Raw genomic sequence first — 23,236 nt, 5'->3', positions numbered from 1 at the left:
TGTCCTGGGAGGTGGCTGTGGTCTGGAAAAACCCCTGGTATGACCCCTCCCTGAAACATCATACCCCGAACGGTTTTCGTAATACCCTCCCTGTCAGACATCAACCCGGCGACATTGACCGTTGGCGTAAAGCGCGTAAAGAGGCCGGTTTACCGAAACCACCTGCGCTGGGTTATGAAGATTTTATCCAACATTGGTGGCAACCTGTAGAGCTCACGCAACCTCATGGAGATGGGGTGTGGTGGCTCGGACACGCGAGCGTGTTGCTGCAGCTGGACGGTAATATCATCCTTACCGATCCGGTGTTTTCACGGCGCGCTTCTCCGCTCCCTTTCCTGGGACCACAGCGCAAAACGCCTCCCGTACTGTCTGTCGAGCAACTTCATCAGCTTGATGCGGTCGTCATCTCCCATAACCATTACGATCATCTTGATGACACGACCATTCGCCGAATTCTCAAGCGCTTTCCCGACGTTAGTGTTTTTGTTCCCCTGGGTCTGGCCGACTGGTTTCGTCGTCGGGGAGCAAAACGCGTAGTTGAGCTTGACTGGTGGCAGAGTTTCACCTGGCAGGGGATGACGCTGACCGCCGTACCGGCACAGCACTGGAGCATGCGCACGCCATGGAACCGCAATCGTTCCTTGTGGTGCGGCTGGGTGATGGAAGGACGGCATCACCGTTTCTGGTTCAGCGGTGATACAGGCTATTCACCTGAGCTGCTGTTGATTCCTGAACGCCTGGGCCAGATAGATGTTGCCGCGTTACCGATTGGTGCCTATGCCCCACGATGGTTCATGGCTGTCAATCATATGGATCCGCAATCTGCGGTGGCATTGTGGCAGCAGCTGGGCTGTCCACTGACGTTTCCCATCCACTGGGGCGTATTTGAACTGGCAGATGAAGCGCTAGATGAACCTGTGCAGGAGTTAACTAACGCGCTCGATAATTTAGCACCAGTTAATCATTCTTTCAGGATACTGAAAATTGGTGAATATTTATCCTTATAAACGAAGCGTTAAATTGTTGCATATATTCTTGATGTAAACGCTCGCAGGAATGTTTTATTTTTATCGAAACGTTTTGCTTGCCTTCTTTTGATGCAGAGTCATAAAAATTTCATTATTTTGGTGCATAACGCTGTTTATTAACTGGTGCATTTTAATACAGACGGAAGTGGTTTTTTAACAGTGTTTTTTCTCTGAAACAATTTGGTCGCGTTACAATGATTTAAGCATAAGTTTTCACAAATTGTTCTAACTCAATCAAGACGTAAGATTTCTTTTCCCGGTTGCTGGACGGTTCGTAATGATTGAGCTATGTTAAAAAAGTCTTAGATTACAGCGGTTGTGCAAGCAATGCTGGGTCTTTGTTACGCAGCAGGGCTGTCTGTACGTGATGCGCATAATTGTGCAAAACCTGACAGGCACTGTTCGAATTTGTGCGGCGGATCGAGACATGTTTAAAAATGGCTTGCCATATTAAACATAGTGTGTGATAACACGTTTTGGGTCAAACGAGGTACAGTTCTGTTTATGTGTGGCATTTTCAGTAAAGAAGTCCTGAGTAAACACGTTGTCGTTGAATACCGCTTCTCTGCCGAACCTTATATTAGTGCCTCATGCAGTAATGTCTCAGTTTTATCTCAGTTAATGCCTGCGGGCTAAGAAAACACTCTAAGGAATTTTGCAAAATGGCAAAGATTAAAGGTCAAGTTAAGTGGTTCAACGAGTCTAAAGGTTTTGGTTTCATTACTCCTGCTGACGGCAGCAAAGACGTGTTCGTACACTTCTCTGCAATCCAGGGTAACGGCTTCAAAACTCTGGCTGAAGGCCAGAACGTTGAGTTCGAAATTCAGGACGGCCAGAAAGGCCCAGCTGCAGTTAACGTAACTGCTATCTGATCGAACCGCTGCTGACTGAAGCGCTTAGCACTTCACTCTCAGACATAAAGCCTCGCATACCGCGGGGCTTTTTTATGTCCCTTATCTTTCAAAATATTACCATTCGCGGTCTTGTTAGTAACTTGTTGCAAAGCTGCGAGGTTAGTAGCACTGTTTTGCCACCCATAACGCATCTTTTCCCGTTAAATCAGGGCGTTGTTTTACAGTCCTGGGGTTCAGGTGAAGAAGAAAATGATTACGACCGCTGGCAATTTCACGCCGGCGCGTTTTGCACTGCTCTGCTTAGCGATTTTTTGTAGTCTGGCTTTTTTGCTGGGCCGTGTTGCCTGGCTGCAAATCATCAAGCCTGACAATCTGGTAAAGCAGGAAGATATGCGATCCCTCCGCCAGCTGACGATTGATGCGCCGCGCGGCATGATAATGGATCGCGCAGGTCGACCCCTGGCGGTGAGCGTGCCTGTCCAGGCCGTTTGGGCCGATCCTAAAACGGTGCTGGCAAAAGGAGGCGTTGGCGTTGATGAACGCTGGCAGGCGTTGGCAAATGCGCTGCATCTCTCCCTGGGCACACTCTCGGCGCGAATTAACGCCAACCCGCAGGGGCGTTTTATTTATCTTGCCCGCCAGGTCGATCCCGCACAGGCAAAGTGGATCGATAAGCTGAATCTGCCCGGCATCAATTTACGCGATGAATCCCGCCGTTTTTATCCTGCAGGCCATGTGGCAGCGAACCTGATTGGCTTCACCAATATTGACGGGCAGGGCATTGAAGGCGTGGAAAAAAGCTTTAACGCGCAGCTGACCGGCAAGGCCGGAGTTCGGCAGGTAAGGGAAGATCGCTACGGTCGCGTGGTTGAAAACCTGACGGAAGTGGCACCCTCGCCAGCGCATAACATTCAGTTGAGTATTGACGAGCGGCTGCAGACCATTACTGAAGATGCGCTTGATAATGCCGTGGCCTGGAATAAGGCCGAGTCGGGTGCTTCGGTGCTCATTAATATCCCAACCGGGGAAATACTCGCGATGGCGAGCTATCCGGATTTCAATCCCAATAATCGGGAAGGTGCGACGATAAATGATTTTCGCAACCGCGCGATCAGCGATACGTTCGAGCCCGGTTCGACCGTCAAGCCGCTGGTGCTGATGACGGCCCTGCAGCAGGGTCTGGTTCAGCCCGACAGCGTGATTGACACTCATCCGTATACCCTGGACGGGCATCGTATCCGCGATGTGGGCTATTATCCTGAACTGACGATGACCGGGATCCTGCAAAAATCGAGCGACACCGGCGTGTCCCGACTTTCGCTGGCGATGCCTGTCCAGCACCTTATTGATACCTATCGAAACTTTGGTTTTGGTACGAATACGGGGCTTGGCTTAACGGGGGAGAGCGCGGGGCTGCTGCCCCAGCGTAAATACTGGAGCCAGCTCGACCGGGCGACCTTTGCCTTCGGCTACGGGTTGATGGTAACGCCGCTCCAGCTGGCTCACGTCTACGCCACGATTGGCGGCTTCGGGCTCGAGCGACCTCTTTCGATTACGCGTATCGATCCACCCGTTATCGGGCACCGCGTCATGCCGGAAGAGATTGCGCACGAGGTGGAGCACATGATGGAGAGCGTCGCGCTGCCCGGCGGCGGGGGCGTGAAGGCGGCCGTTCGTGATTACCGGGTGGCGGTGAAAACCGGTACGGCGAAGAAAATTGACGATAGCGGGAAGTACGTCGATAAATACGTCGCCTATACTGCCGGCGTTGCGCCTGCCAGCGATCCGCGATTTGCCCTGGTGGTGGTCATTAACGATCCGCAAAATGGCGCCTACTACGGCGGGGCCGTCTCCGCGCCTGTCTTCAGTGAAATTATGGGTAACGTGCTGCGTCTGGAAAATGTGAAACCTGACGGGCTACCGGCGGGTTCCGATCACCTAATCGTTATGCGTTAACCGGGCGTTTATAACCAGGGCGAATAGCGGTACACTTCGCCCTTTGATTATGCTCCGGAGTCACCATGTCCTTCAGCTGTCCTCTTTGCCACGCGCCCCTGACGCACTCAGATAAAAGTTATACCTGTCCGCAGGGGCATCAGTTTGATATGGCAAAAGAAGGCTATGTGAATCTTTTGCCGGTGCAGCATAAGCGTTCCCGCGATCCAGGCGACAGTGCTGAGATGATGCAGGCGCGTCGCGCGTTTCTTGATGCCGGGCACTATCTGCCGCTGCGGGAGGCCGTCGCGCATATGGTGAATGACATCCTGCCTGCTTCAGCCACCGCCATGCTGGATATTGGCTGTGGGGAAGGGTACTACACCGCACGATTTGCAGAGGTTGCCCGTGAGAAGGGTCTAAACACATTCGGTCTGGACGTGTCGAAAGTGGCCATTCGTGCGGCGGCAAAGCGTTACGCGGAAGTGATGTTCTGCGTGGCATCGAGCCACCGGCTGCCGTTTGACGATGCCAGAATGGACGCTGTTATCCGCATTTACGCGCCCTGCAAAGCGGAAGAACTGGCTCGCGTGGTGAAACCGGGCGGATGGGTGATCACCGTGACGCCGGGCCCGCGTCATCTGATGGAGCTGAAAGGTCTGATCTACGACGAAGTACGTCTGCATGCCCCTCATTCTGAACAGCTGGCCGGTTTTAGCCTGAAGCAGGAGCAAACCGTGGCGTATGATATGTCGCTCACAGGGGAAGAGGCCACCGCGTTGCTGCAGATGACGCCGTTCGCATGGCGGGCAAAACCGGAAGTATGGGAAACGTTAGCTGCACATTCAATATTTCACTGCCAGACGGATTTCAGCATCCACGTCTGGCAGCGCGAAGATTAACCGGCGAAGTGTGCCCAGAGGATCTGGGCACCAATGCCAATTAGCACAATCCCGCCCAGGATCTCGGCGCGTTTACCCAACAGCGGGCCGATAAACCGTCCGACCATCATGCCCAGCGTGGACATGATCAGGGTTGCACAGCCGATAGCCAGCGCGGTGGCGATAATATTGACCTGCAGGAATGCCAGACCGACGCCGACAGCCATCGCATCAAGGCTGGTGGCAATTGCCGTGGTGACCAGCAGCCAGAACCCGTGGCGGTGCAGCGGCTCCTCGTCTTCATCATCACCGCCGCGAAAACCTTCTATCACCATTCGGCCACCGAGGAACACCAGCAGGACGAAGGCAATCCAGTGGTTCCACTCCAGCACGAACTGGCTGGCGAGCATGCCAAGTCCCCAGCCGATAAGCGGGGTCAGCGTTTCGATCGCACCAAAAATCAGGCCGGTACGCAGGGCTTCTGAGAATTTAGGTTTGTGAAGCGTGGCGCCTTTTCCGATGGATGCAGCAAATGCGTCCATGGACATGCCAAAAGCGAGGAGGATCGTAGCGGAGATATTCATAACAGCGTCCAGACCGGGGATATCCATATGACACATCACTGCCCCCAGTAAACAGCAGTTGATGTATCTATGGTCTCGCCTGATCCCAATGCACATAAGATGTGCAGTAAGCGATCCGTACGCGCCACGTTTTTCAACGAGTATGTTGACACGTACATTTCCTGTAAACAGGAAATCGGCTACTCCCCAACGACGGGCGCAACCTTAACATATTTTGAGAATATAAAACAACAATGAGGAGGCATTATTTAAAACGTTTGTTGATAACGATTTTCATTTGTCTTTAAGCGTGAAGATATCGTTAACAAATAGAGATCAAATTAACGAATGGGATATAGCAACGGCTATATTTCTTGCGCAAGACAAACGCAGAATATAGCCGTTGCTATATATCTAAGCTATTGAGTTTTCAGGAGTAAATTGTATATCTTTTCCAGGTCGTCAATATTCTTCACCCGAATAAGCAGGCGGCGTTGTTCTAATTGCATCACCAGCACGCCGTCTTCCGACAAATTCATCTCTTTAATACGGTTATATTCTATCCATACATTGGCGAAGAAAAATCCGCGTGATTTAAAAATGATTTTCGGCGTACGGATCCAGAACAGATAAACAGCCATTAATGCCAGCGCACATAATAACCATGTGGTTAATATTGCACCATGGCTGGTGACGTTATTGTAAATAAGAATAACGATGAGACCCGCGAAGATAAACGCATCCACGCGCCCGCGTCGCAGAAGGGGAAGGGAGAGCAGCGTCTCGCCGTGACGGCGCGGCATGATGAACTCGTCATAGATCGCGTAAGCCAGAAGGGCAGCAATAAATAGAACCAGTACGATGTCCGTGACAGTCATTCATCCTCCAGATAAAAAAAACCGGGGGCAAGCCCCCGGCCAATAGCGTTGAAACTTAGAGACCCAGCAGGCCGACAGCGTAGCCCGCGATACCGATGATGAAGAAGCCAACGATAATCCACAGCGGGTTCACTTTCTTACGCAGCAGCCACATGCAGGCGAAGGTTAACAGCAGCGGCACCAGGCCCGGCATCAGCTGATCCAGAATCGTCTGCACGGTGGTGACGCGGGTCTGACCATCCTGACCGGTGATGGTCGATACCACCAGTGGGATGTTCACGTGCGTCCACTTGTTAACCAGTGCTCCCATGACAAACAGGCCCAGGATTGACGCCCCCTCAGTCAGTTTCTGCAGGAAGCCGCCGCCCATGTCCTTAACGATGTCCACCCCTTTACGGTAGCCGTAGGCCACACCGTAGTAACGGGTCAGCAGACGCACGGCGTTAAACAGGATGAAGAACAGCAGTGGGCCAAGCAGGCTGCCGCTCATCGCGATACCTGCCCCCAGCGCTGCGAAGACCGGACGCACGGTACCCCAGAAGATAGGGTCACCGACACCGGCCAGCGGACCCATCAGGCCGACTTTAATACCGTTGATGGCACCATCGTCGATCTCTGCGCCGTTTGCACGCTGTTCTTCCATCGCCAGCGTTACGCCCAGAACCGGAGCCGCAACGTAAGGATGAGTGTTAAAGAATTCCAGGTGACGCTTGATCGCCTGACGGCGCGCTTCGTTGTTTTCCGGATACAGGCGTTTGATCGCCGGAACCATGGAGAAGCAGAAGCCGAGCGCCTGCATACGTTCGAAGTTCCATGAACCCTGAAACAGGTTAGAACGGATGAACACGCCGCGAATATCACCCGGAGTGAGTTTTTTCTCGGTGGTAGTTTTTGTCATATCAACCATTTCGCTCACCTGTTAGTCCAGTTCGTTATCGAGATCGTTGTTACCAGCAGCCTGCGCTGGGGCACCCGCGACGCGGTTATATTTCGGGCTGAGCTGGATGTAGAGAATCGCCATTACCGCACCAATAACACCCAGTGCAACCAGGTTGAAGTTGGTGAAGGCAGCGGTCACGAAGCCGAGGTAGAAGAACGGCATCAGGTAGCCTGCGCGCATCATGTTGATGACCATCGCATAACCGACGACCACGATCATACCGCCCGCGATATTCAGACCGCCGGTGACCACTTCAGGAATGGCGTTTAGCATGCTCTGCACTTCGCTGGTACCGACAGAGATCGCCACTATAACCGCCGGGATCGCGATACGCATCGCCTGCAGGAACAGGGATGAAACGTGGATCCACGACAGTGCCGTGAGGTTGCCGTTTTCGGCCGCCTTATCCGCCGCGTGCTGGAAGGCAACGGTGATAGTACGAACGATGATAGTCAGCACCTGGCCTGCGGCTGCCAGCGGGATCGCCAGGGCGATACCTGCACCGATACTCTGGTGACCGGCAATAACCAGAACGGTAGAAATGATAGAGGCCAGCGCGGCATCGGGCGCAACCGCCGCACCGATGTTCATCCAGCCCAGGGCGATCATTTCCAGGGTACCACCGATGATGATACCGGTTTTCATGTCACCCAGAACGGCCCCAATCAGCGTACAGGCCACCAGAGGACGGTGGAACTGAAATTCATCAAGTACGGATTCCATACCCGCAATACATGCGACCACGAACACCAGCACAATCTGAAGAGTGGTAATCTCCATTGTACTTCTCCTATTACATAAGCATTATGTGAAAAACCGGCGCGGGCTTATTTCCCAACTTTGCCGATCAAATCCATCATTTTCAGTTTCTGGTCCGTGGAAACCTTACGGGCTTCCAGCTCAATACCGCGCGCATTCAGCTTGTTGAATGCTTCGATATCTTTCGCATCGACTGAAATGGCGTTGTTGACCTGCGTTTTGCCCTGACGGAATGCCATACCACCAATGTTAACGGAGGTGATTTTCACGCCGCCTTCAACAATGCGCTCAACGTCTGTCGGGTTAGTGAACAGGAGCATCACGCGTTCGCCCGCGTATTTCGGGTTGTTGTAAACGCGAATCATCTTGGCGACATCCACGACGTGCGCGGTAACGCCAGGAGGAGCAACCTGAGTCAGAAGGGTTTTACGTACGGTATCAGCGGCCACTTCGTCGCTGACCACGATGATGCGTCGAACATTGGTCTCTTTGGTCCAGCGCGTGGCAACCTGACCGTGGATTAAGCGGTCATCAATACGCGCAAGGCCGATCACCATGTAATCGTTCGGGCCCATTGGTTTTGCCGGTGCAGCTGCTTTTGGTGTCGCAGCAGGCGCAGGGGCAGGTTTTTCAACCGGCTGTGCTTTCAGGGCTTTTACCCCTTCGCGACCGGTTTCAACGGCCAGCGCAACCAGCTCATCGAAGGACGGATTGTCGTCTCGCGCCATGAGGGTTTCCACCAGCATGGGGATGTTAACCCCGGCGACGACTTCATAATGCTCTTTATCGACGACAATGCGGCTGGCGGCATTGAACGGGCTGCCGCCCCATGTATCAACGAGAAACAGCACGCCTTTGCTGGTATCCAGCTTCGCGAGTTGAGCGTTGTATTTCTCTATCAGCGTCTCGGCGTTTTCACCGGGAACGAAATCGATCCAGCCGACGTTTTCCTGCTCGCCCAACAGCATCTCTGCCGTTTTGAGTAGCTGCTCAGCAGCCCAACCATGTGTGCCTATGACAATAGCAATGGTCACTTGCTACCTCCTTTTATTATCATTAATACGCCTGCCAGGCAGCCGTACTGAGAATCGTATTGGCGAACCGAATCGATTCAGATAAGGGTTAGAGTTCAAAAAAACTAAGACTTCCGCGAATTATTTTAGATAGTGAAAAAATAATTTATGTGATGAAGATCCGTAATTTAGCCTCGCGTTAGAGATTTATCCGTAGAGTAAAGCCGCTGTGTTACAGAACTTTGCAAAGGAACGTAAATCTTTGCTAAAAACACATTGTCTCTGATATGTTTAGCCTCCGTTTAATTGTTCAGGAGTATAGGGCTACAGCCCACTATATGGACCGTCACCGACGTCAGTCATCTGCCAGGCCATTTCGCGCCTTATTCACCGGCGATCCTCGCCACGTATCGACTCTGTCTACCTCTGTTTTGCCCACGTTGAGTGGGGCACCGTTTCGTCATTCCTTTAGCAGGAGCTTGTCATGGAATTCTTAATGGACCCGTCAATCTGGGTGGGATTGCTCACGCTGGTAGTGCTCGAGATTGTTCTCGGCATTGATAACCTGGTGTTTATCGCCATCCTTGCGGACAAACTGCCGCCAAAACAGCGTGATAAAGCGCGTCTGATTGGTCTCTCGCTGGCGCTGGTCATGCGACTGGGGCTGCTCTCCGTCATCTCCTGGATGGTCACGTTGACCAAACCGCTGTTCTCCGTCATGGATTACACCTTCTCAGGGCGTGATTTAATCATGCTGATCGGGGGGATATTCCTGCTTTTCAAAGCGACGACGGAGCTACACGAGCGGCTGGAAAACCGTCAGCACGATGATGGGCACGGTAAAGGCTATGCCAGCTTCTGGGTGGTGGTGCTGCAGATTGTGGTGCTTGATGCCGTCTTCTCGCTGGATGCGGTGATCACGGCGGTCGGCATGGTGAACCATCTGCCGGTAATGATGGCGGCTGTCGTTATTGCAATGGCGGTCATGCTGCTGGCCTCAAAGCCTCTGACGCGCTTCGTGAACCAGCATCCGACGGTGGTCGTGCTGTGTCTGAGCTTCCTGCTGATGATCGGCCTGAGCCTGGTGGCGGAAGGTTTTGGCTTCCATATTCCAAAAGGCTACCTGTACGCCGCGATTGGCTTCTCGATCCTGATCGAGCTGTTCAACCAGATTGCGCGTCGTAACTTTATTAAGCAGCAGTCGAATCAGCCGCTGCGCGCCCGTACCGCAGATGCCATTCTGCGCCTGATGGGCGGTCGCCGTCAGGTGAACGTTCAGTCTGATTCCGAAAACCACAACCCGGTTCCGGTGCCTGAAGGGGCGTTTGTGGAACAGGAACGCTACATGATTAACGGCGTGCTCTCTCTGGCCTCCCGTTCGCTGCGCGGCATCATGACGCCGCGCGGTGAAATCAGCTGGGTCGATGCTAACCTGAGCGTGGATGAAATTCGCCAGCAGCTGCTCTCTTCACCGCACAGCCTGTTCCCGGTTTGTCGCGGCGAGCTGGATGAGATCATCGGCGTGGTGCGGGCGAAAGAGATGCTGGTGGCCCTGGAAGAGGGCGTCAACGTGGAAGCCGTTGCTGCCGCATCGCCTGCGATTGTCGTACCGGAAACGCTGGATCCGATCAACCTTCTCGGGGTGCTGCGCCGCGCTCGCGGTAGCTTTGTTATCGTTACCAACGAGTTTGGCGTGGTGCAGGGGCTGGTCACGCCGCTGGACGTGCTGGAAGCGATTGCCGGTGAATTCCCGGATGAAGACGAAACGCCAGAGATCGTTGCCGACGGTGAAGGCTGGCTGGTTAAAGGTACCACCGACCTGCACGCGCTCTCGCATACGCTGGGGCTGGAAAACGTCATCAACGATGAAGAAGACATCGCGACCGTTGCCGGTCTGGTTATCGCGGTTAACGGGCAAATCCCTCGCGTCGGAGATGTGATCGAGCTTTCGCCGCTGCACATTACGATCGTTGAAGCCAACGACTATCGCGTTGATATGGTGCGCATTGTTAAAGAACAATCTGCCCACGACGAAGATGAGTAAGCCGGCTTAGCGCAGCGGCATTAAGGGCACGATGTGCCCGTTATGATGCGCTGGCGGGGACGCGCTTCCCGCCAGCCACTTAGGAAAATCCCGTAGCGGCATAGGCCGCGCATAGAAAAAGCCCTGCAGAACAGGCACGCCATGGCGACGCAAATAGCGCGCCTGCTCCTCTGTCTCGACCCCTTCAGCAACCAGTTCAATATTCAGCCGCTGGCCCAGCGCAATAATCATATCCGTCACCGTTGAATTCACGGCGTCTGTACCAATGGCTGTGGTGAAGGACTGGTCAATTTTCAGCACGTCAGGATGCAGCTTTTCAAGCCAGGAGAGAGAGCTGTTACCGGTGCCAAAATCGTCGATAGCGAGCTTCACCCCTTTGCGATGCAGTTCGCGCACGATGCGATAATCCGCATCCAGCAGCGCATCCCGTTCCGTTAGCTCAATCACCAGCTGCTGGCGCGGACGGGCGCTGAACCAGAGGCGGTTCAGGTCCTGTATCAACACCGCGTCACGGAAATGGCTGGCGGCGACGTTAAGGCCGATGTGAAAACCGGCGCTGGCGGGAAAGTAGCCTATCTGGCGCACCGTTTCGGCGATCACATAGCGGGTCAGGGGGACAATCAGGTTATGTTCTTCTGCCAGAGGAATAAACACTTCCGGAGAGATCCATCCCTGACGCGGATTATTCCAGCGCAGCAGGATCTCCACGCCAGTGCACGCCTGGGTACGGGCATTCACCAGCGGCTGGCAGAAAAGCTCAAATTCCCGGCCCGCAATCCCCATATCGATCTCCCACGTGAAGCTCATCCGGTTTGCCGTTGCCAGCCAGGCGAGATAGCCCAGCAGCAGGCTCAGCATAAGCCCGAGAGGCAGCTGGGCTGGCAGGCTTTTTAAGGCTAACTCTCCAGGGCCTGGCCCGCTGACCGTAATGGTGAAAGGATTTCGGGTTGATGATTGCTGGAAAAGCGAGCCTTCCTCATCAAACGTCAGGCTGTCGCTGACGCGTTGTCCATAGCGCAGAAAGCGATCGCCTACGGTCAGCGCCACGTCATTGATGAGCGGGCGCTGGGGCTCCAGAATCATTTTGGCGATCAGATCGATATTAATGATCTCGATGATGCCTGCTTCACCGTCCTGAGAGACGGGATACCACTGGATCAATATCGGGCTTCCCTTAAGCAGCCACTGGTCGGCGGATAAAATCAGCTTCGTCGTGCTGGCGGGGAGTTCTTTCAGGAAGTCGCGCACAGGCACATTGCGGCTGCCGAAAATACTCGAGCAGTACAGAATACCGTCTTTAATCAGGGCGATGGAGCGTACCGTCTGCAAAATGGCTGCCTGCTTTCGCAGCGCGAGGTGCGCCTGCGGGCAGGGCTGCCCCACCAGGGGCTGCAGCACGCTGCGGCGGTTCTCTAAAGAAAGCAGGACGTTATCAAGGGCGCGAACGGTGTGGCTGGTAAAATCGAGGATCCGCTGTTGGTTAACATTGCGCTGCGAAATAAAGCGAATGCCTAACGTCAGGATGAGCGTGAGGAGCGCAACCGTCACACAGACGATAACGCGTTTTCGGCGATAGTTTTTAATGATCGTTTGTGCAGTTTGCATGAACGGTCGCCTGATAAGCCACCAGCCACAAAAGCCGGACGCAACAGTGAAAGTGTAGTGGGGAAAGCTGAAGGAGACGAGGAAGAAGAGGGAAATTCGCCCATCCGTTGCAGATGGGCGAAAGGCAGTATTAGTCGCACTGCACCTTAATGGCCAGGCCACCACGGGACGTCTCGCGGTATTTCGCGTTCATGTCTTTACCGGTTTCGTACATGGTTTCAATCACCTTATCCAGCGATACGCGAGGTTCGCTTGTACGGCGCATCGCCATACGTGAGGCGTTGATGGCTTTCACGGAAGCAATTGCGTTACGCTCGATGCACGGCACCTGCACCTGGCCCGCGACCGGATCGCAGGTCAGACCGAGGTTATGCTCCATACCGATTTCAGCCGCCACGCAGACCTGCTCAGGGCTTGCGCCCAGCAGCTCTGCCAGACCCGCCGCCGCCATGGAGCAGGCCACGCCGACTTCACCCTGACAGCCTACTTCAGCGCCGGAGATGGAGGCATTCATTTTGTACAGCGCACCGATGGCACCTGCCGCCAGGAAATAGCGGATGTAGATATCAGGCGTCACGGGCTCAATAAAGTGATCGTAATACGCCAGCACTGCCGGAACGATACCGCACGCGCCGTTAGTTGGCGCCGTCACGACGCGTCCACCGGCGGCGTTTTCTTCGTTAACCGCCAGGGCAAACATGTTTACCCAGTCGACCACGTTCATCGGGTCGTTGGAAAACTTGTCCGTGGTCACCAGCATACGGCGCAGGGCGGAGGCACGACGCGGCACGCGCAGTGGACCCGGCAGAACGCCTTCGGTGTTCATCCCGCGATCGATACAGGCGCGCATGGTTTGCCAGACGTTGGCAAAATAGTCTTCAATCTCTTTCTTGCTGTGCAGGGCCAGTTCGTTCTGCATCACCATGCCGGACAGTGAAAGACCGGTCTCTTTGCAGTACCCCAGCATCTCGGTAGCCGATTTGAACGGGTACGGTACGCTGACGTCGCCGACGCTATCTTTGCCAAAATGCTCTTCATCCACGATGAAGCCACCGCCGATGGAGTAGTACGTTTTGCTGTAAATCTCTTTTTCACCGCTGTAAGCGTGAATGGTCATGCCGTTTTCATGCAGCGGCAGGTTGTCGCTACGGAAACGCATGCCGTCATCCTGCGGGAAATCGACTTCCTGCTGGCCGTTTGCCAGCAGCAGGCGGCCGCGTGTTTCCACGTCGCGGATGAATGCCGGGATGGCATCAATATCAACGGTATCCGGCATATTGCCTGCCAGACCCATAATAATGGCGATATCGGTGTGGTGGCCTTTACCCGTTAATGACAGCGAGCCGTAAACATCCACGGCGACACGGGTAACGCTTTCCAGTAATCCTTTTTCGACCAGATCATCGACGAACTGTTTACCGGCCTTCATCGGGCCAACAGTATGGGAAGACGAAGGGCCAATTCCCACTTTGAACATGTCGAATATACTAATCACTTTCACACTCCTGACAGGGTTACCGGGGTTCCAGTAACGATGTTATAACTGCGCATAGTGTAAGAGGGAACACCGACCTCGGCTTAACTATTCACATGAATTAAACTAATGGTTGACGATGGGTTTTGCTAATAGCGCGACGCGGATCGCAAACCTGCGAAAAAGGATGGAATGTAAAGTATAGTCAAGGCTTCAGGCCGATTTGCAACGCCAGTTCACGAATAATGCCCGCCGTCATGCCCCAGACAAAATAATGCTGATACCAGGACAACCAGACCCGATGGTCATGCCCTCGTCGATGAATATCCAGCGGATGATAACGGCTTAGCCGGAGCGCCTCTTCAAGCGGCATTTCAAACACTGCAGAGACTTCATCGACGCTGGCGTGATACTGCAGGTCCGGCGGGATAATACCTACCACCGGCGTGACCTGAAAACCGGTGACGCTATCTACGGGCGGCAGCACGCCAATGACCTCCACCGTCTCAGGCGGAATGGCAACTTCTTCCTGCGCTTCACGCAGCGCGGCGGCAATCAGCGAGGCGTCGGAGCTGTCTACTGCGCCACCCGGAAAGGCGACCTGACCCGCGTGCTTGCGTAAATGGGGAGAACGCTGGGTGAGCAGCAGGCCCGGCTGCGCGCGACGCACGACCGGGATCAGCACGGCCGCCTGACGCTGATTCAGCGCCTCGCGGTTGACCTGCGGTCTTAGTAGCTGAAATCGAGATAAAAAATCATCCAGCGTCAGGTTCTCTTTTTCCACCCGTGATTACTCCAGTTGTTTCAGGATACGGTTAACTTTATCAAAGGTTTCCTGATATTCCGCGTCGACCTGGCTGTCGGCAACAATACCGCCCCCGGCCGAACAGTAGAGATTTCCGCTGCAGGCGGTCAGCGTGCGAATGGTGATGCTGGTATCCATGGTGCCGCACAGGCTGATATAGCCGATGCTGCCGCACCAGGCGTTGCGGCGGTGCGGTTCCAGTTCGTCGATGATTTCCATGGCGCGAATTTTGGGCGCGCCGGTGATGGAGCCACCCGGAAACGCGGCGCGGAGCAGATCGCAGGCGGCGCGAGAGGCGGGCAGACGCGCGGTTATGGTGCTGACCAGATGATGGACTGCCGGGAAAGGCTCGACGACAAACAGTTCCGGCACGCGCACGCTGCCCGGTTCGGCGACGCGGCCGATGTCGTTACGCATCAGATCCACAATCATCAGGTTCTCGGCGCGGTCTTTCGGCGAGGCGGCAAGTTTTTCCGCCTGCTGGCGATCGGCGTCGGGATCGGCAAGACGCGGCAAGGTGCCTTTAATAGGACGGGTTTGAATCGTGCCCTCGGCCAGATGAATAAATCGCTCGGGTGAAAGACTGAGTATTGCACCCTGTTCCAGACGCACAAACGCGCTAAACGGCGCCTTATTGCTGGCGTTAAGACGGGAAAAAGCCTGCCACTCGTCCCCCTGATACGTCGCCTGGAAACGCTGGGCGAGGTTAACCTGATAGCAGTCGCCGCTATGCAGGTACGCCTGAACGCGAGCGAATTTTTCGGCATACTCCGCTGCACTCATATTTGAGCGCCAGCCGGAGGTCAATGTGAACGTCTGTGCCGGTGCAGGCTGCTGCGATTCAAGCCACGCCAGACGCGCCTGCACGTCACGATGGCTCAGCAGGGAAACCGTTTTTTTCAGGTGATCGACAATTAACGCCCAGTCGTACAGCCCCACGGCCATGTCGGGCAGGGGAATATCAGCCTGCGCATGCTCGGGCAGCGCTTCGAAACGGCGACTCAGATCGTAGCCAAACAGGCCCAGCGCGCCTCCCTGAAAAGGGAAGTCCGGGTTCGGCGCGGCTGATAAGCCCAGCGCGTTAATGGCTTGCTGAAGCTGCGCCAGCGGATCGCCAGTTAAGGACAGGTCATCGGTTGTCAGCGTCTTTAGCGGATCGGCCACCAGAATGTCGAAGCGGCTGTAGGGGTGGTCCGCATGACCGGAGTGCAGCAGCATCGCAAACGGAAGATGGCTCAGGCGGGCAAACCAGTATTCAGCGGCGTCTGTTCGCCAGGGCAGGGTAATAACAGTGGGGAAGCGCATGTTCATGTGTGGCATACTACCGGGCAGCGTGAAATAATTAGCGCGAATAATTTAGCAGGAGTTGACGATGTTTGCAGGTTTACCTTCTCTGAGCCATGAACAGCAGCAGAAAGCGGTTGAGCGAATTCAGGAACTGATGTCCCAGGGGATGAGCAGCGGACAGGCGATTTCCCAGGTGGCGGAAGAACTGCGCGCCACGCATACCGGCGAGCGGATCGTGGCGCGTTTCGAGGATGAAGATGAAGAGTAATCGGGCTTAAACCGCCGCGATAATCTTAATCTCTACCTTGTATTCCGGCTTCATCAGCGTGGCCTGTACGGTGCAGCGTACAGGCGCGTGACCCGCCACAACCCACGCATCCCAGGCTTTATTCATTGCCGCGAAATCATCTTTGTTTGCCAGGAAAATCGTCGCATCCAGAATGCGGGATTTGTCGCTGCCCTGTTTTTCCAGCACCGCATCAATCTGCGCCAGAGTGTTAGCCGTTTGCTCGAACGCATCCGCATCCAGGTTAGCCGGTACGCCGGTGTAGTAGAGCGTCTGGTTATGGATAACCACATCAGACCAGCGGGCTTCGGCATCAATGCGCACAATTGTCATAAACGTTTCCTCGTTATTTTTCGTCGTCAGGCGGCAAGACTGCCATATTGTTCTCGTGTCGTCACTATTTGGGGTGGCACAGGAGAGGATGGGCTGACATAATCCCTGTGCAAAAATACAGTGAGAGAGCACCGTGGCAGACGATTTTTCCCCTGAAGGTCAATTAGCGCAGGCTATTCCCGGCTTCAAACCCCGTGAACCTCAGCGCCAGATGGCGCACGCCGTTGCACGCGCCATCGATAAGGCTCAGCCGCTGGTGGTCGAAGCCGGAACCGGCACGGGTAAAACGTATGCTTACCTTGCTCCGGCGCTGCGGGCGAAAAAGAAGGTGATCATTTCCACCGGATCGAAGGCGCTGCAGGATCAGCTCTACAGCCGCGATTTGCCCACGGTGGCCAAGGCGCTGAAATACAAAGGCCGTCTGGCCCTGCTGAAGGGGCGATCCAACTATCTCTGCCTGGAACGCCTTGAGCAGCAGGCGCTGGCGGGCGGCGACCTGCCGGTGCAAACCCTAAGCGACGTCATTATTCTTCGCGCCTGGGCGAACCAGACGGAAGAGGGCGATATCAGCACCTGCGCGAGCGTGCCGGAAGACTCACCTGCCTGGCCGCTGGTGACCAGCACTAACGACAACTGCCTCGGCAGCGACTGTCCGCTGTATAAAGACTGCTTTGTAGTGAAAGCGCGCAAAACGGCGATGGATGCGGATGTGGTGGTGGTGAACCACCATCTGTTCCTCGCGGATATGGTGGTAAAGGACAGCGGCTTTGGTGAGCTGATTCCGGAGGCGGACGTGATGATCTTCGACGAAGCCCACCAGCTGCCGGATATCGCCAGCCAGTATTTCGGCCAGTCGCTCTCCAGCCGCCAGCTGCAGGATCTGGCGAAAGATTTCACCATTGCCTACCGGACCGAACTCAAAGATACCCAGCAGCTGCAGAAGTGCGCCGACCGCCTGGCGCAGAGCGCGCAGGATTTCCGTTTACAGCTCGGCGAGCCGGGCTATCGCGGCAACCTGCGCGAGCTGCTGGCGGACAAAAACATCCAGCGCGCGCTGCTGCTGCTCGATGATGCCCTTGAACTCTGCTACGACGTGGCGAAACTGTCGCTTGGACGTTCCGCCCTGCTGGACGCGGCCTTCGAGCGCGCCACGCTGTATCGCGGGCGGCTCAAACGGCTTAAAGAGATCAATCAGCCGGGGTACAGCTACTGGTATGAATGCACTTCGCGGCATTTCACGCTGGCGCTCACGCCGCTGACGGTGGCGGATAAATTTAAAGAGGTGATGGCGCAAAAGCCGGGAAGCTGGATCTTCACCTCGGCAACCCTGTCGGTGAATGACGATCTGCATCACTTCACCGAGCGTCTCGGCATTGAGCAGGCGGAATCCTTGCTCCTGCCCAGCCCGTTCGATTACGAAAAGCAGGCGCTGCTCTGTGTTCCCCGTAATCTGCCGCTGCCGAACCAGCCGGGTGCGGCGCGCCATCTGGCCGCGATGTTAAAACCGATGATCGAGGCCAACAACGGCCGCTGTTTTATGCTCTGCACCTCTCACGCTATGATGCGCGACCTCGCCGAGCAGTTCCGAGCCACCATGACGCTGCCGGTGCTGCTGCAGGGCGAAACCAGCAAAGGCCAGCTGCTCCAGCAGTTTGTCAGCGCCGGAAATGCCCTGCTGGTAGCCACCAGCAGCTTCTGGGAAGGGGTGGACGTGCGCGGCGATACGCTCTCGCTGGTGATCATTGATAAGCTTCCGTTTACCTCCCCGGACGATCCGCTGCTCAAGGCGAGGATGGAAGACTGCCGCCTGCGCGGCGGCGATCCGTTTGACGAGGTTCAGCTCCCGGATGCGGTCATTACCCTTAAGCAAGGGGTAGGGCGCCTAATCCGTGACGTCACCGATCGGGGCGTGCTGGTCATCTGCGATAACCGGCTGGTGATGCGTCCTTACGGGGCAACCTTCCTTGCAAGCCTGCCGCCCGCGCCGCGGACGCGGGACATAAAACGCGCGGTGCGTTTCCTGGCAAATCCAACGGCGGAGTAATTTACCCCGGAGTATGCTAAGATGCGCGCCATTTTGTGACTGACCCTTGCGAGAGCGCGACGACTGATGCGAATTCTGGCTATTGATACCGCGACAGAGGCTTGCTCTGTCGCTCTGTTGAACGACGGTGCTGTTTCTGCCCATTTCGAAGAGTGCCCCCGGGAACACACCCAACGCATTCTGCCCCTGGTAAAAGCCATTTTAACCCAGGGCAACACCTCCTTAACCGACCTCGACGCGCTGGCCTTTGGCCGTGGCCCCGGAAGCTTTACGGGCGTACGTATCGGGATTGGCATTGCGCAGGGGCTGGCGCTGGGCGCCGAACTGCCGATGATCGGCGTCTCTACCCTCGCCACCATGGCGCAGGGAGCATGGCGCATGACCGGGGCAACGCGCGTGCTGGCCGCGATTGATGCCCGCATGGGCGAAGTTTACTGGGCCGAATACACCCGCGACGAGCAGGGCGTGTGGCACGGTGAAGAGACGGAAGCCGTGCTTAAGCCGGAAGCGATCACTGAACGACTGAAGCAGCTGTCAGGCGAGTGGGCAACCGTCGGCACCGGCTGGCCAGCGTGGCCTGAGATGGCGAACGACACCGGGTTGACGCTGGTGGACGGCAACATGCTTCTGCCGGCTGCGGAAGATATGCTTCCGATTGCCAGCCAGCTGCTCGCAGCAGGCAAAACCGTGGCCGTTGAACACGCGGAGCCGGTTTATTTGCGAAACACCGTTGCGTGGAAGAAACTTCCGGGCCGCGAGTGAATCTCAGTAACAGGAACTGAGAAAAAGGAGTCGCATCATGGCGGTCCAGACTAAAGTAGTACGCCTTATTATGGCAGGCGCAGTTGCCATAGCACTGAGCGGATGCGTTTCCGTTCCTGATGCGATTAAGGGCACCAGCCCGACGCCACAGCAGGATCTGGTTCGGGTGATGAATGCCCCTGAGCTGTACGTCGGCCAGGAAGCGCGCTTTGGCGGTAAGGTGATAGACGTACAAAACCAGCAGGGGAAAACCCGCCTGGAGATCGCAACCGTTCCGCTGGACAGCGGCGCGCGGCCTGTACTGGGCGAGGCCTCTCGCGGGCGTATCTACGCGGACGTGAGTGGTTTCCTCGATCCGGTCGATTTTCGCGGACAGCTGGTGACCGTTGTCGGGCCGATTACCGGCGCCGTACAGGGCAAAATCGGCAGCACGCCGTATAAATTTATGACCATGCAGGTCAACGGATATAAGCGCTGGCGGTTAGCACAGCAGGTGATCATGCCGCCTCAGCCGATCGATCCGTGGATGTGGGGTCCGCATCCTTATCGTTACGGCTACCCGGGCTGGGGCTGGTATAACCCGGGACCTGCACAGGTACAGACGATCGTTACTGAGTAACTTACTGTTATTGTTACAAAAGAGACAGCGGCTCAGCCGCTGTCTCTGTTTTTTACGGATAAAACGAAAAAAAAGAGTGACGCGCTTCGCAACCTTAAATCTGAACAATTAATAAACTGGTACGCTGAGTTAATATAATGTTAACAAACTGTTTATTATCGGGGTTGTGATGACGACGAACACTCATTTCAGAGGTGATGCATTGAAGAAGGTTTGGCTTAACCGTTATCCCGCAGATGTTCCTGCTGAGATCAATCCTGACCGTTATCAATCCCTGGTGGAATTATTTGAGCATTCGGTAAGGCGCTACGCGGACCAGCCCGCATTCGTGAATATGGGCGAGGTGATGACGTTCCGTAAGCTGGAGGAGCGCAGCCGGGCGTTTGCGGCGTACCTGCAGGAAGGGCTGGGGCTGCAAAAAGGGGATCGCGTCGCGCTGATGATGCCGAACCTGCTGCAATACCCGGTGGCGCTGTTCGGTATCCTGCGTGCCGGGATGATTGTCGTTAACGTCAACCCGCTGTACACCCCGCGTGAGCTTGAGCATCAGCTTAACGACAGCGGCGCGGTCGCGATTGTCATTGTGTCTAACTTTGCCCATACGCTGGAAAAAGTGGTCGACAAAACCCAGGTGAAACACGTCATCCTGACGCGCATGGGGGACCAGCTCTCTACCGCCAAAGGCACGCTGGTTAACTTTGTCGTCAAATACGTCAAGCGTCTGGTGCCAAAATACCATCTGCCGGACGCTATCTCCTTCCGCCGCGCGCTGCATGCGGGCTATCGGATGCAGTACGTCAAGCCGGAAGTGGTCTCAGAAGATCTCGCCTTCCTGCAGTATACCGGTGGCACCACCGGCGTGGCGAAAGGCGCTATGTTGACCCACCGCAACATGCTGGCGAACCTTGAGCAGGTCAACGCAACCTACGGGCCGCTGCTGCATCCCGGCAAAGAGCTGGTCATTACGGCGCTGCCGCTGTACCACATTTTCGCACTGACCATGAACTGCCTGCTGTTTATTGAGCTGGGCGGTCAAAACGTGCTGATCACCAACCCGCGCGATATTCCAGGGCTGGTGAAAGAGCTGGCGAAATACCCGTTCACCGCCATGACCGGGGTAAATACTCTGTTCAACGCGCTGCTTAATAACAAAGAGTTCCAGCAGCTGGATTTTTCCACGCTGCACCTCTCTGCGGGCGGCGGCATGCCGGTCCAGCAGGCGGTTGCCGAGCGCTGGGTGAAGCTCACCGGTCAGTATCTGCTGGAGGGCTATGGCCTGACGGAATGCGCGCCGCTGGTCAGCGTTAACCCGCATGATATCGACTATCACAGCGGAAGCATTGGTCTGCCCGTTCCTTCCACTGAAGCGAAACTGGTCGACGATAACGATAATGAAGTTGCGCCGGGTGAGCCGGGTGAGCTGTGCGTCAAAGGTCCGCAGGTGATGCTGGGCTACTGGCAGCGTCCCGACGCGACCGACGAAATCATCAAAGACGGCTGGCTGCATACCGGTGACATCGCGGTGATGGATGAGGAAGGCTTCCTGCGTATTGTCGATCGCAAGAAAGATATGATTCTGGTCTCCGGCTTCAACGTCTATCCGAATGAGATCGAAGACGTGGTTATGCAGCACAGCGGCGTACTCGAAGTGGCAGCGGTCGGCGTGCCTTCCGGCAGCAGCGGTGAAGCGGTGAAGATATTTGTGGTCAAGAAAGATCCTTCTCTCACCGAGGAAGCGCTGATAACGTTTTGTCGTCGTCAGCTGACGGGCTATAAAGTGCCGAAGCTGGTGGAATTCCGCGACGAGCTGCCGAAATCCAACGTCGGGAAGATATTACGACGAGAATTACGTGACGAAGCCCGTGCCAAAGTAGACAATAAGGCCTGAGCTTCACGTTAATCGTCCAGACGCCGGTTAAGCCGGCGTTTTTTATGGGCGCAAACAAAAGAGAATCCGATTTGAATTACCAGATGATCACGACCAACGACGAGCTGGCTTCGCTGTGCGAAGTGACGCGCGACTTTCCTGCCATTGCCCTGGATACCGAGTTTGTCCGTACCCGAACCTATTATCCGCAGCTGGGTTTGATTCAGATGTACGACGGTAAACACGTGTCGCTGATCGACCCTCTCGGCATTACCGACTGGACGCCGATGCGTGACCTTCTGCTCGATACCGCCGTGACGAAATACCTGCACGCGGGCAGTGAAGATCTGGAAGTCTTTCTGAACACCTTTGGCATCATGCCTCAGCCGCTGATTGATACGCAGATCCTCGCGGCGTTCAGCGGTCGTCCACTGTCGTGGGGTTTTGCCGCCATGGTGGAGGAATATACGGGCCTGACGCTGGATAAGAGTGAATCCCGCACCGACTGGCTGGCGCGTCCGCTAACCGCACGCCAGCTGGAATATGCGGCGGCAGACGTGTTTTACCTGCTGCCGATCGCCGGACAGCTGATGAAAGAGGCGGAAGCCTCCGGATGGCTCGCTGCTGCGCTGGACGAGTGCCGAATGACCCAGCAGCGCCGTCAGGAAGTGGTGGATCCGAAAGAGGCATGGCGCGACATCAGCAACGCCTGGCAGCTGCGCACGCGTCAGCTGGCATGCCTGCAGCTGCTGGCAGACTGGCGCTTGCGTAAAGCGCGGGAGCGCGACCTGGCCGTTAACTTCGTCGTCCGTGAAGAGCATCTCTGGGCGGTGGCGCGCTATATGCCGGGCAGCCTCGGCGAGCTTGACAGCATTGGGCTTTCGGGCAGCGAGATCCGTTTCCACGGTAAAACCCTGCTGGCGCTGGTCGCAAAAGCGCAGGAGCTGCCGGAAGATGCGCTGCCGGAACCGCTGCTGAACCTGATGGACATGCCGGGCTATCGCAAGGCTTTCAAGGACATCAAAGCGCTGGTGCAGGCAGTTGCAACCGAAAGCAAACTGAGCGCGGAACTGCTCGCCTCACGTCGTCAGATTAACCAGCTGCTGAACTGGCACTGGAAGCTGAAGCCGCAGAATGGCGTGCCGGAAATGATGGCGGGATGGCGCGGGGAATTGATGGCCGATCGCCTGAATACGCTGCTGGAAGGCTATCCGCGATAAAAAATATGCCGGGTGATAAACCCGGCATATTCCCCCGGT

The 23,236-nt window shown here is 55.6% G+C and carries 22 protein-coding genes and 1 pseudogene; 13 read left to right on the top strand and 10 right to left on the bottom strand.

Annotated elements, in window-relative coordinates; translation table 11 throughout:
* Window positions 1-17: 17 nt before the first annotated feature.
* From LRM19_RS15505 to rlmA, 5 genes and pseudogenes are all read left to right on the top strand, one after another.
* Window positions 18-1,007 carry an MBL fold metallo-hydrolase gene (locus LRM19_RS15505; RefSeq protein WP_271369293.1) on the top strand — a complete coding sequence of 330 codons (990 nt, stop codon included), beginning with the start codon at window positions 18-20 and terminating at the stop codon, window positions 1,005-1,007.
* 525 nt (window positions 1,008-1,532) lie between these two features.
* Window positions 1,533-1,677, top strand: a pseudogene (locus tag LRM19_RS15500) (DUF2627 domain-containing protein).
* 13 nt (window positions 1,678-1,690) lie between these two features.
* Window positions 1,691-1,900: a transcription antiterminator/RNA stability regulator CspE gene (gene cspE, locus LRM19_RS15495; RefSeq protein ID WP_001062678.1), complete on the top strand. Its 210-nt coding sequence runs from the start codon at window positions 1,691-1,693 to the stop codon at window positions 1,898-1,900.
* A 231-nt stretch (window positions 1,901-2,131) separates the two neighbouring features.
* Window positions 2,132-3,838 carry a peptidoglycan glycosyltransferase FtsI gene (ftsI, locus tag LRM19_RS15490; protein WP_115875570.1) on the top strand — a complete coding sequence of 569 codons (1,707 nt, stop codon included), beginning with the start codon at window positions 2,132-2,134 and terminating at the stop codon, window positions 3,836-3,838.
* Window positions 3,839-3,903: 65 nt separating this feature from the next.
* Window positions 3,904-4,719, top strand: coding sequence for a 23S rRNA (guanine(745)-N(1))-methyltransferase (rlmA, locus tag LRM19_RS15485; RefSeq protein ID WP_271369291.1), 816 nt, complete (start codon window positions 3,904-3,906; stop codon window positions 4,717-4,719).
* Here rlmA and mntP read toward each other — a convergent pair.
* The 5 genes from mntP to manX all read right to left on the bottom strand — a co-directional run bounded on the left by mntP (window position 4,716) and on the right by manX (window position 8,872).
* Window positions 4,716-5,282, bottom strand: a complete 567-nt coding sequence (mntP, locus tag LRM19_RS15480; protein WP_047074362.1) for a manganese efflux pump MntP — start codon at window positions 5,280-5,282, stop codon at window positions 4,716-4,718. The genes rlmA and mntP overlap by 4 nt on opposite strands.
* A gap of 398 nt (window positions 5,283-5,680) precedes the next feature.
* On the bottom strand, window positions 5,681-6,139 hold the full coding sequence (locus tag LRM19_RS15475) for a DUF986 family protein (RefSeq protein WP_111964794.1): 459 nt from the start codon (window positions 6,137-6,139) through the stop codon (window positions 5,681-5,683).
* 55 nt (window positions 6,140-6,194) lie between these two features.
* Entirely contained in the window at window positions 6,195-7,046 is an 852-nt protein-coding gene (locus LRM19_RS15470; RefSeq protein WP_028018668.1) for a PTS mannose transporter subunit IID, read from the bottom strand.
* A 12-nt stretch (window positions 7,047-7,058) separates the two neighbouring features.
* Window positions 7,059-7,859 carry a PTS mannose transporter subunit IIC gene (gene manY, locus LRM19_RS15465; protein WP_008500490.1) on the bottom strand — a complete coding sequence of 267 codons (801 nt, stop codon included), beginning with the start codon at window positions 7,857-7,859 and terminating at the stop codon, window positions 7,059-7,061.
* A gap of 47 nt (window positions 7,860-7,906) precedes the next feature.
* Window positions 7,907-8,872 (bottom strand): PTS mannose transporter subunit IIAB, encoded by a 966-nt coding sequence (gene manX / locus LRM19_RS15460; protein WP_271369288.1) that lies wholly within the window; start codon window positions 8,870-8,872, stop codon window positions 7,907-7,909.
* A gap of 266 nt (window positions 8,873-9,138) precedes the next feature.
* Here manX and LRM19_RS21230 point away from each other — a divergent pair, with 266 nt between their 5' ends.
* Window positions 9,139-9,348, top strand: a complete 210-nt coding sequence (locus LRM19_RS21230; RefSeq protein ID WP_072015543.1) for a protein YoaL — start codon at window positions 9,139-9,141, stop codon at window positions 9,346-9,348.
* Window positions 9,336-10,895: a CNNM family cation transport protein YoaE gene (gene yoaE / locus LRM19_RS15455; protein ID WP_111964792.1), complete on the top strand. Its 1,560-nt coding sequence runs from the start codon at window positions 9,336-9,338 to the stop codon at window positions 10,893-10,895. Before LRM19_RS21230 ends, yoaE begins: the two co-directional genes overlap by 13 nt.
* A 6-nt stretch (window positions 10,896-10,901) precedes the next feature.
* On the opposite strand, the gene LRM19_RS15450 is transcribed toward yoaE, so the two are convergent.
* From LRM19_RS15450 to pabB, 4 genes are all read right to left on the bottom strand, one after another.
* Window positions 10,902-12,500, bottom strand: a complete 1,599-nt coding sequence (locus LRM19_RS15450; protein ID WP_271369287.1) for a cyclic diguanylate phosphodiesterase — start codon at window positions 12,498-12,500, stop codon at window positions 10,902-10,904.
* Window positions 12,501-12,630: 130 nt separating this feature from the next.
* Window positions 12,631-13,995 carry an L-serine ammonia-lyase gene (sdaA, locus tag LRM19_RS15445; protein ID WP_023312197.1) on the bottom strand — a complete coding sequence of 455 codons (1,365 nt, stop codon included), beginning with the start codon at window positions 13,993-13,995 and terminating at the stop codon, window positions 12,631-12,633.
* A gap of 184 nt (window positions 13,996-14,179) precedes the next feature.
* Window positions 14,180-14,758, bottom strand: coding sequence for a CoA pyrophosphatase (locus tag LRM19_RS15440; RefSeq protein WP_111964789.1), 579 nt, complete (start codon window positions 14,756-14,758; stop codon window positions 14,180-14,182).
* A gap of 6 nt (window positions 14,759-14,764) precedes the next feature.
* Window positions 14,765-16,090 (bottom strand): aminodeoxychorismate synthase component 1, encoded by a 1,326-nt coding sequence (pabB, locus tag LRM19_RS15435; RefSeq protein WP_271369462.1) that lies wholly within the window; start codon window positions 16,088-16,090, stop codon window positions 14,765-14,767.
* 61 nt (window positions 16,091-16,151) lie between these two features.
* On the opposite strand from pabB, the gene LRM19_RS15430 reads away from it, so the two are divergent.
* Entirely contained in the window at window positions 16,152-16,334 is a 183-nt protein-coding gene (locus LRM19_RS15430; RefSeq protein WP_008500497.1) for a YoaH family protein, read from the top strand.
* Window positions 16,335-16,340: 6 nt separating this feature from the next.
* Here LRM19_RS15430 and LRM19_RS15425 read toward each other — a convergent pair whose 3' ends face one another.
* Window positions 16,341-16,685 carry a RidA family protein gene (locus LRM19_RS15425; protein ID WP_008500498.1) on the bottom strand — a complete coding sequence of 115 codons (345 nt, stop codon included), beginning with the start codon at window positions 16,683-16,685 and terminating at the stop codon, window positions 16,341-16,343.
* Between the two features lie 133 nt (window positions 16,686-16,818).
* Between LRM19_RS15425 and LRM19_RS15420 the strand changes: the two genes are divergently transcribed.
* The 5 genes from LRM19_RS15420 to rnd all read left to right on the top strand — a co-directional run bounded on the left by LRM19_RS15420 (window position 16,819) and on the right by rnd (window position 23,197).
* On the top strand, window positions 16,819-18,729 hold the full coding sequence (locus tag LRM19_RS15420) for an ATP-dependent DNA helicase (protein ID WP_023293935.1): 1,911 nt from the start codon (window positions 16,819-16,821) through the stop codon (window positions 18,727-18,729).
* 66 nt (window positions 18,730-18,795) lie between these two features.
* The gene (tsaB, locus tag LRM19_RS15415) at window positions 18,796-19,491 is read left to right on the top strand and encodes a tRNA (adenosine(37)-N6)-threonylcarbamoyltransferase complex dimerization subunit type 1 TsaB (protein WP_271369286.1); all 696 of its coding nucleotides are present in this window, start codon (window positions 18,796-18,798) and stop codon (window positions 19,489-19,491) included.
* A 37-nt stretch (window positions 19,492-19,528) separates the two neighbouring features.
* Window positions 19,529-20,110 (top strand): Slp family lipoprotein, encoded by a 582-nt coding sequence (locus LRM19_RS15410; protein ID WP_111964786.1) that lies wholly within the window; start codon window positions 19,529-19,531, stop codon window positions 20,108-20,110.
* 202 nt (window positions 20,111-20,312) lie between these two features.
* Window positions 20,313-21,998: a long-chain-fatty-acid--CoA ligase FadD gene (gene fadD / locus LRM19_RS15405; RefSeq protein WP_072253790.1), complete on the top strand. Its 1,686-nt coding sequence runs from the start codon at window positions 20,313-20,315 to the stop codon at window positions 21,996-21,998.
* 71 nt (window positions 21,999-22,069) lie between these two features.
* Window positions 22,070-23,197, top strand: coding sequence for a ribonuclease D (gene rnd, locus LRM19_RS15400; protein ID WP_127732801.1), 1,128 nt, complete (start codon window positions 22,070-22,072; stop codon window positions 23,195-23,197).
* Window positions 23,198-23,236 lie beyond the last annotated feature (39 nt).

This window comes from Enterobacter sp. PI-10, from assembly GCF_027947695.1.
GTDB classification, from domain to species: domain Bacteria; phylum Pseudomonadota; class Gammaproteobacteria; order Enterobacterales; family Enterobacteriaceae; genus Enterobacter; species Enterobacter vonholyi.
This window is presented reverse-complemented; position numbering and strand designations above follow the sequence as displayed.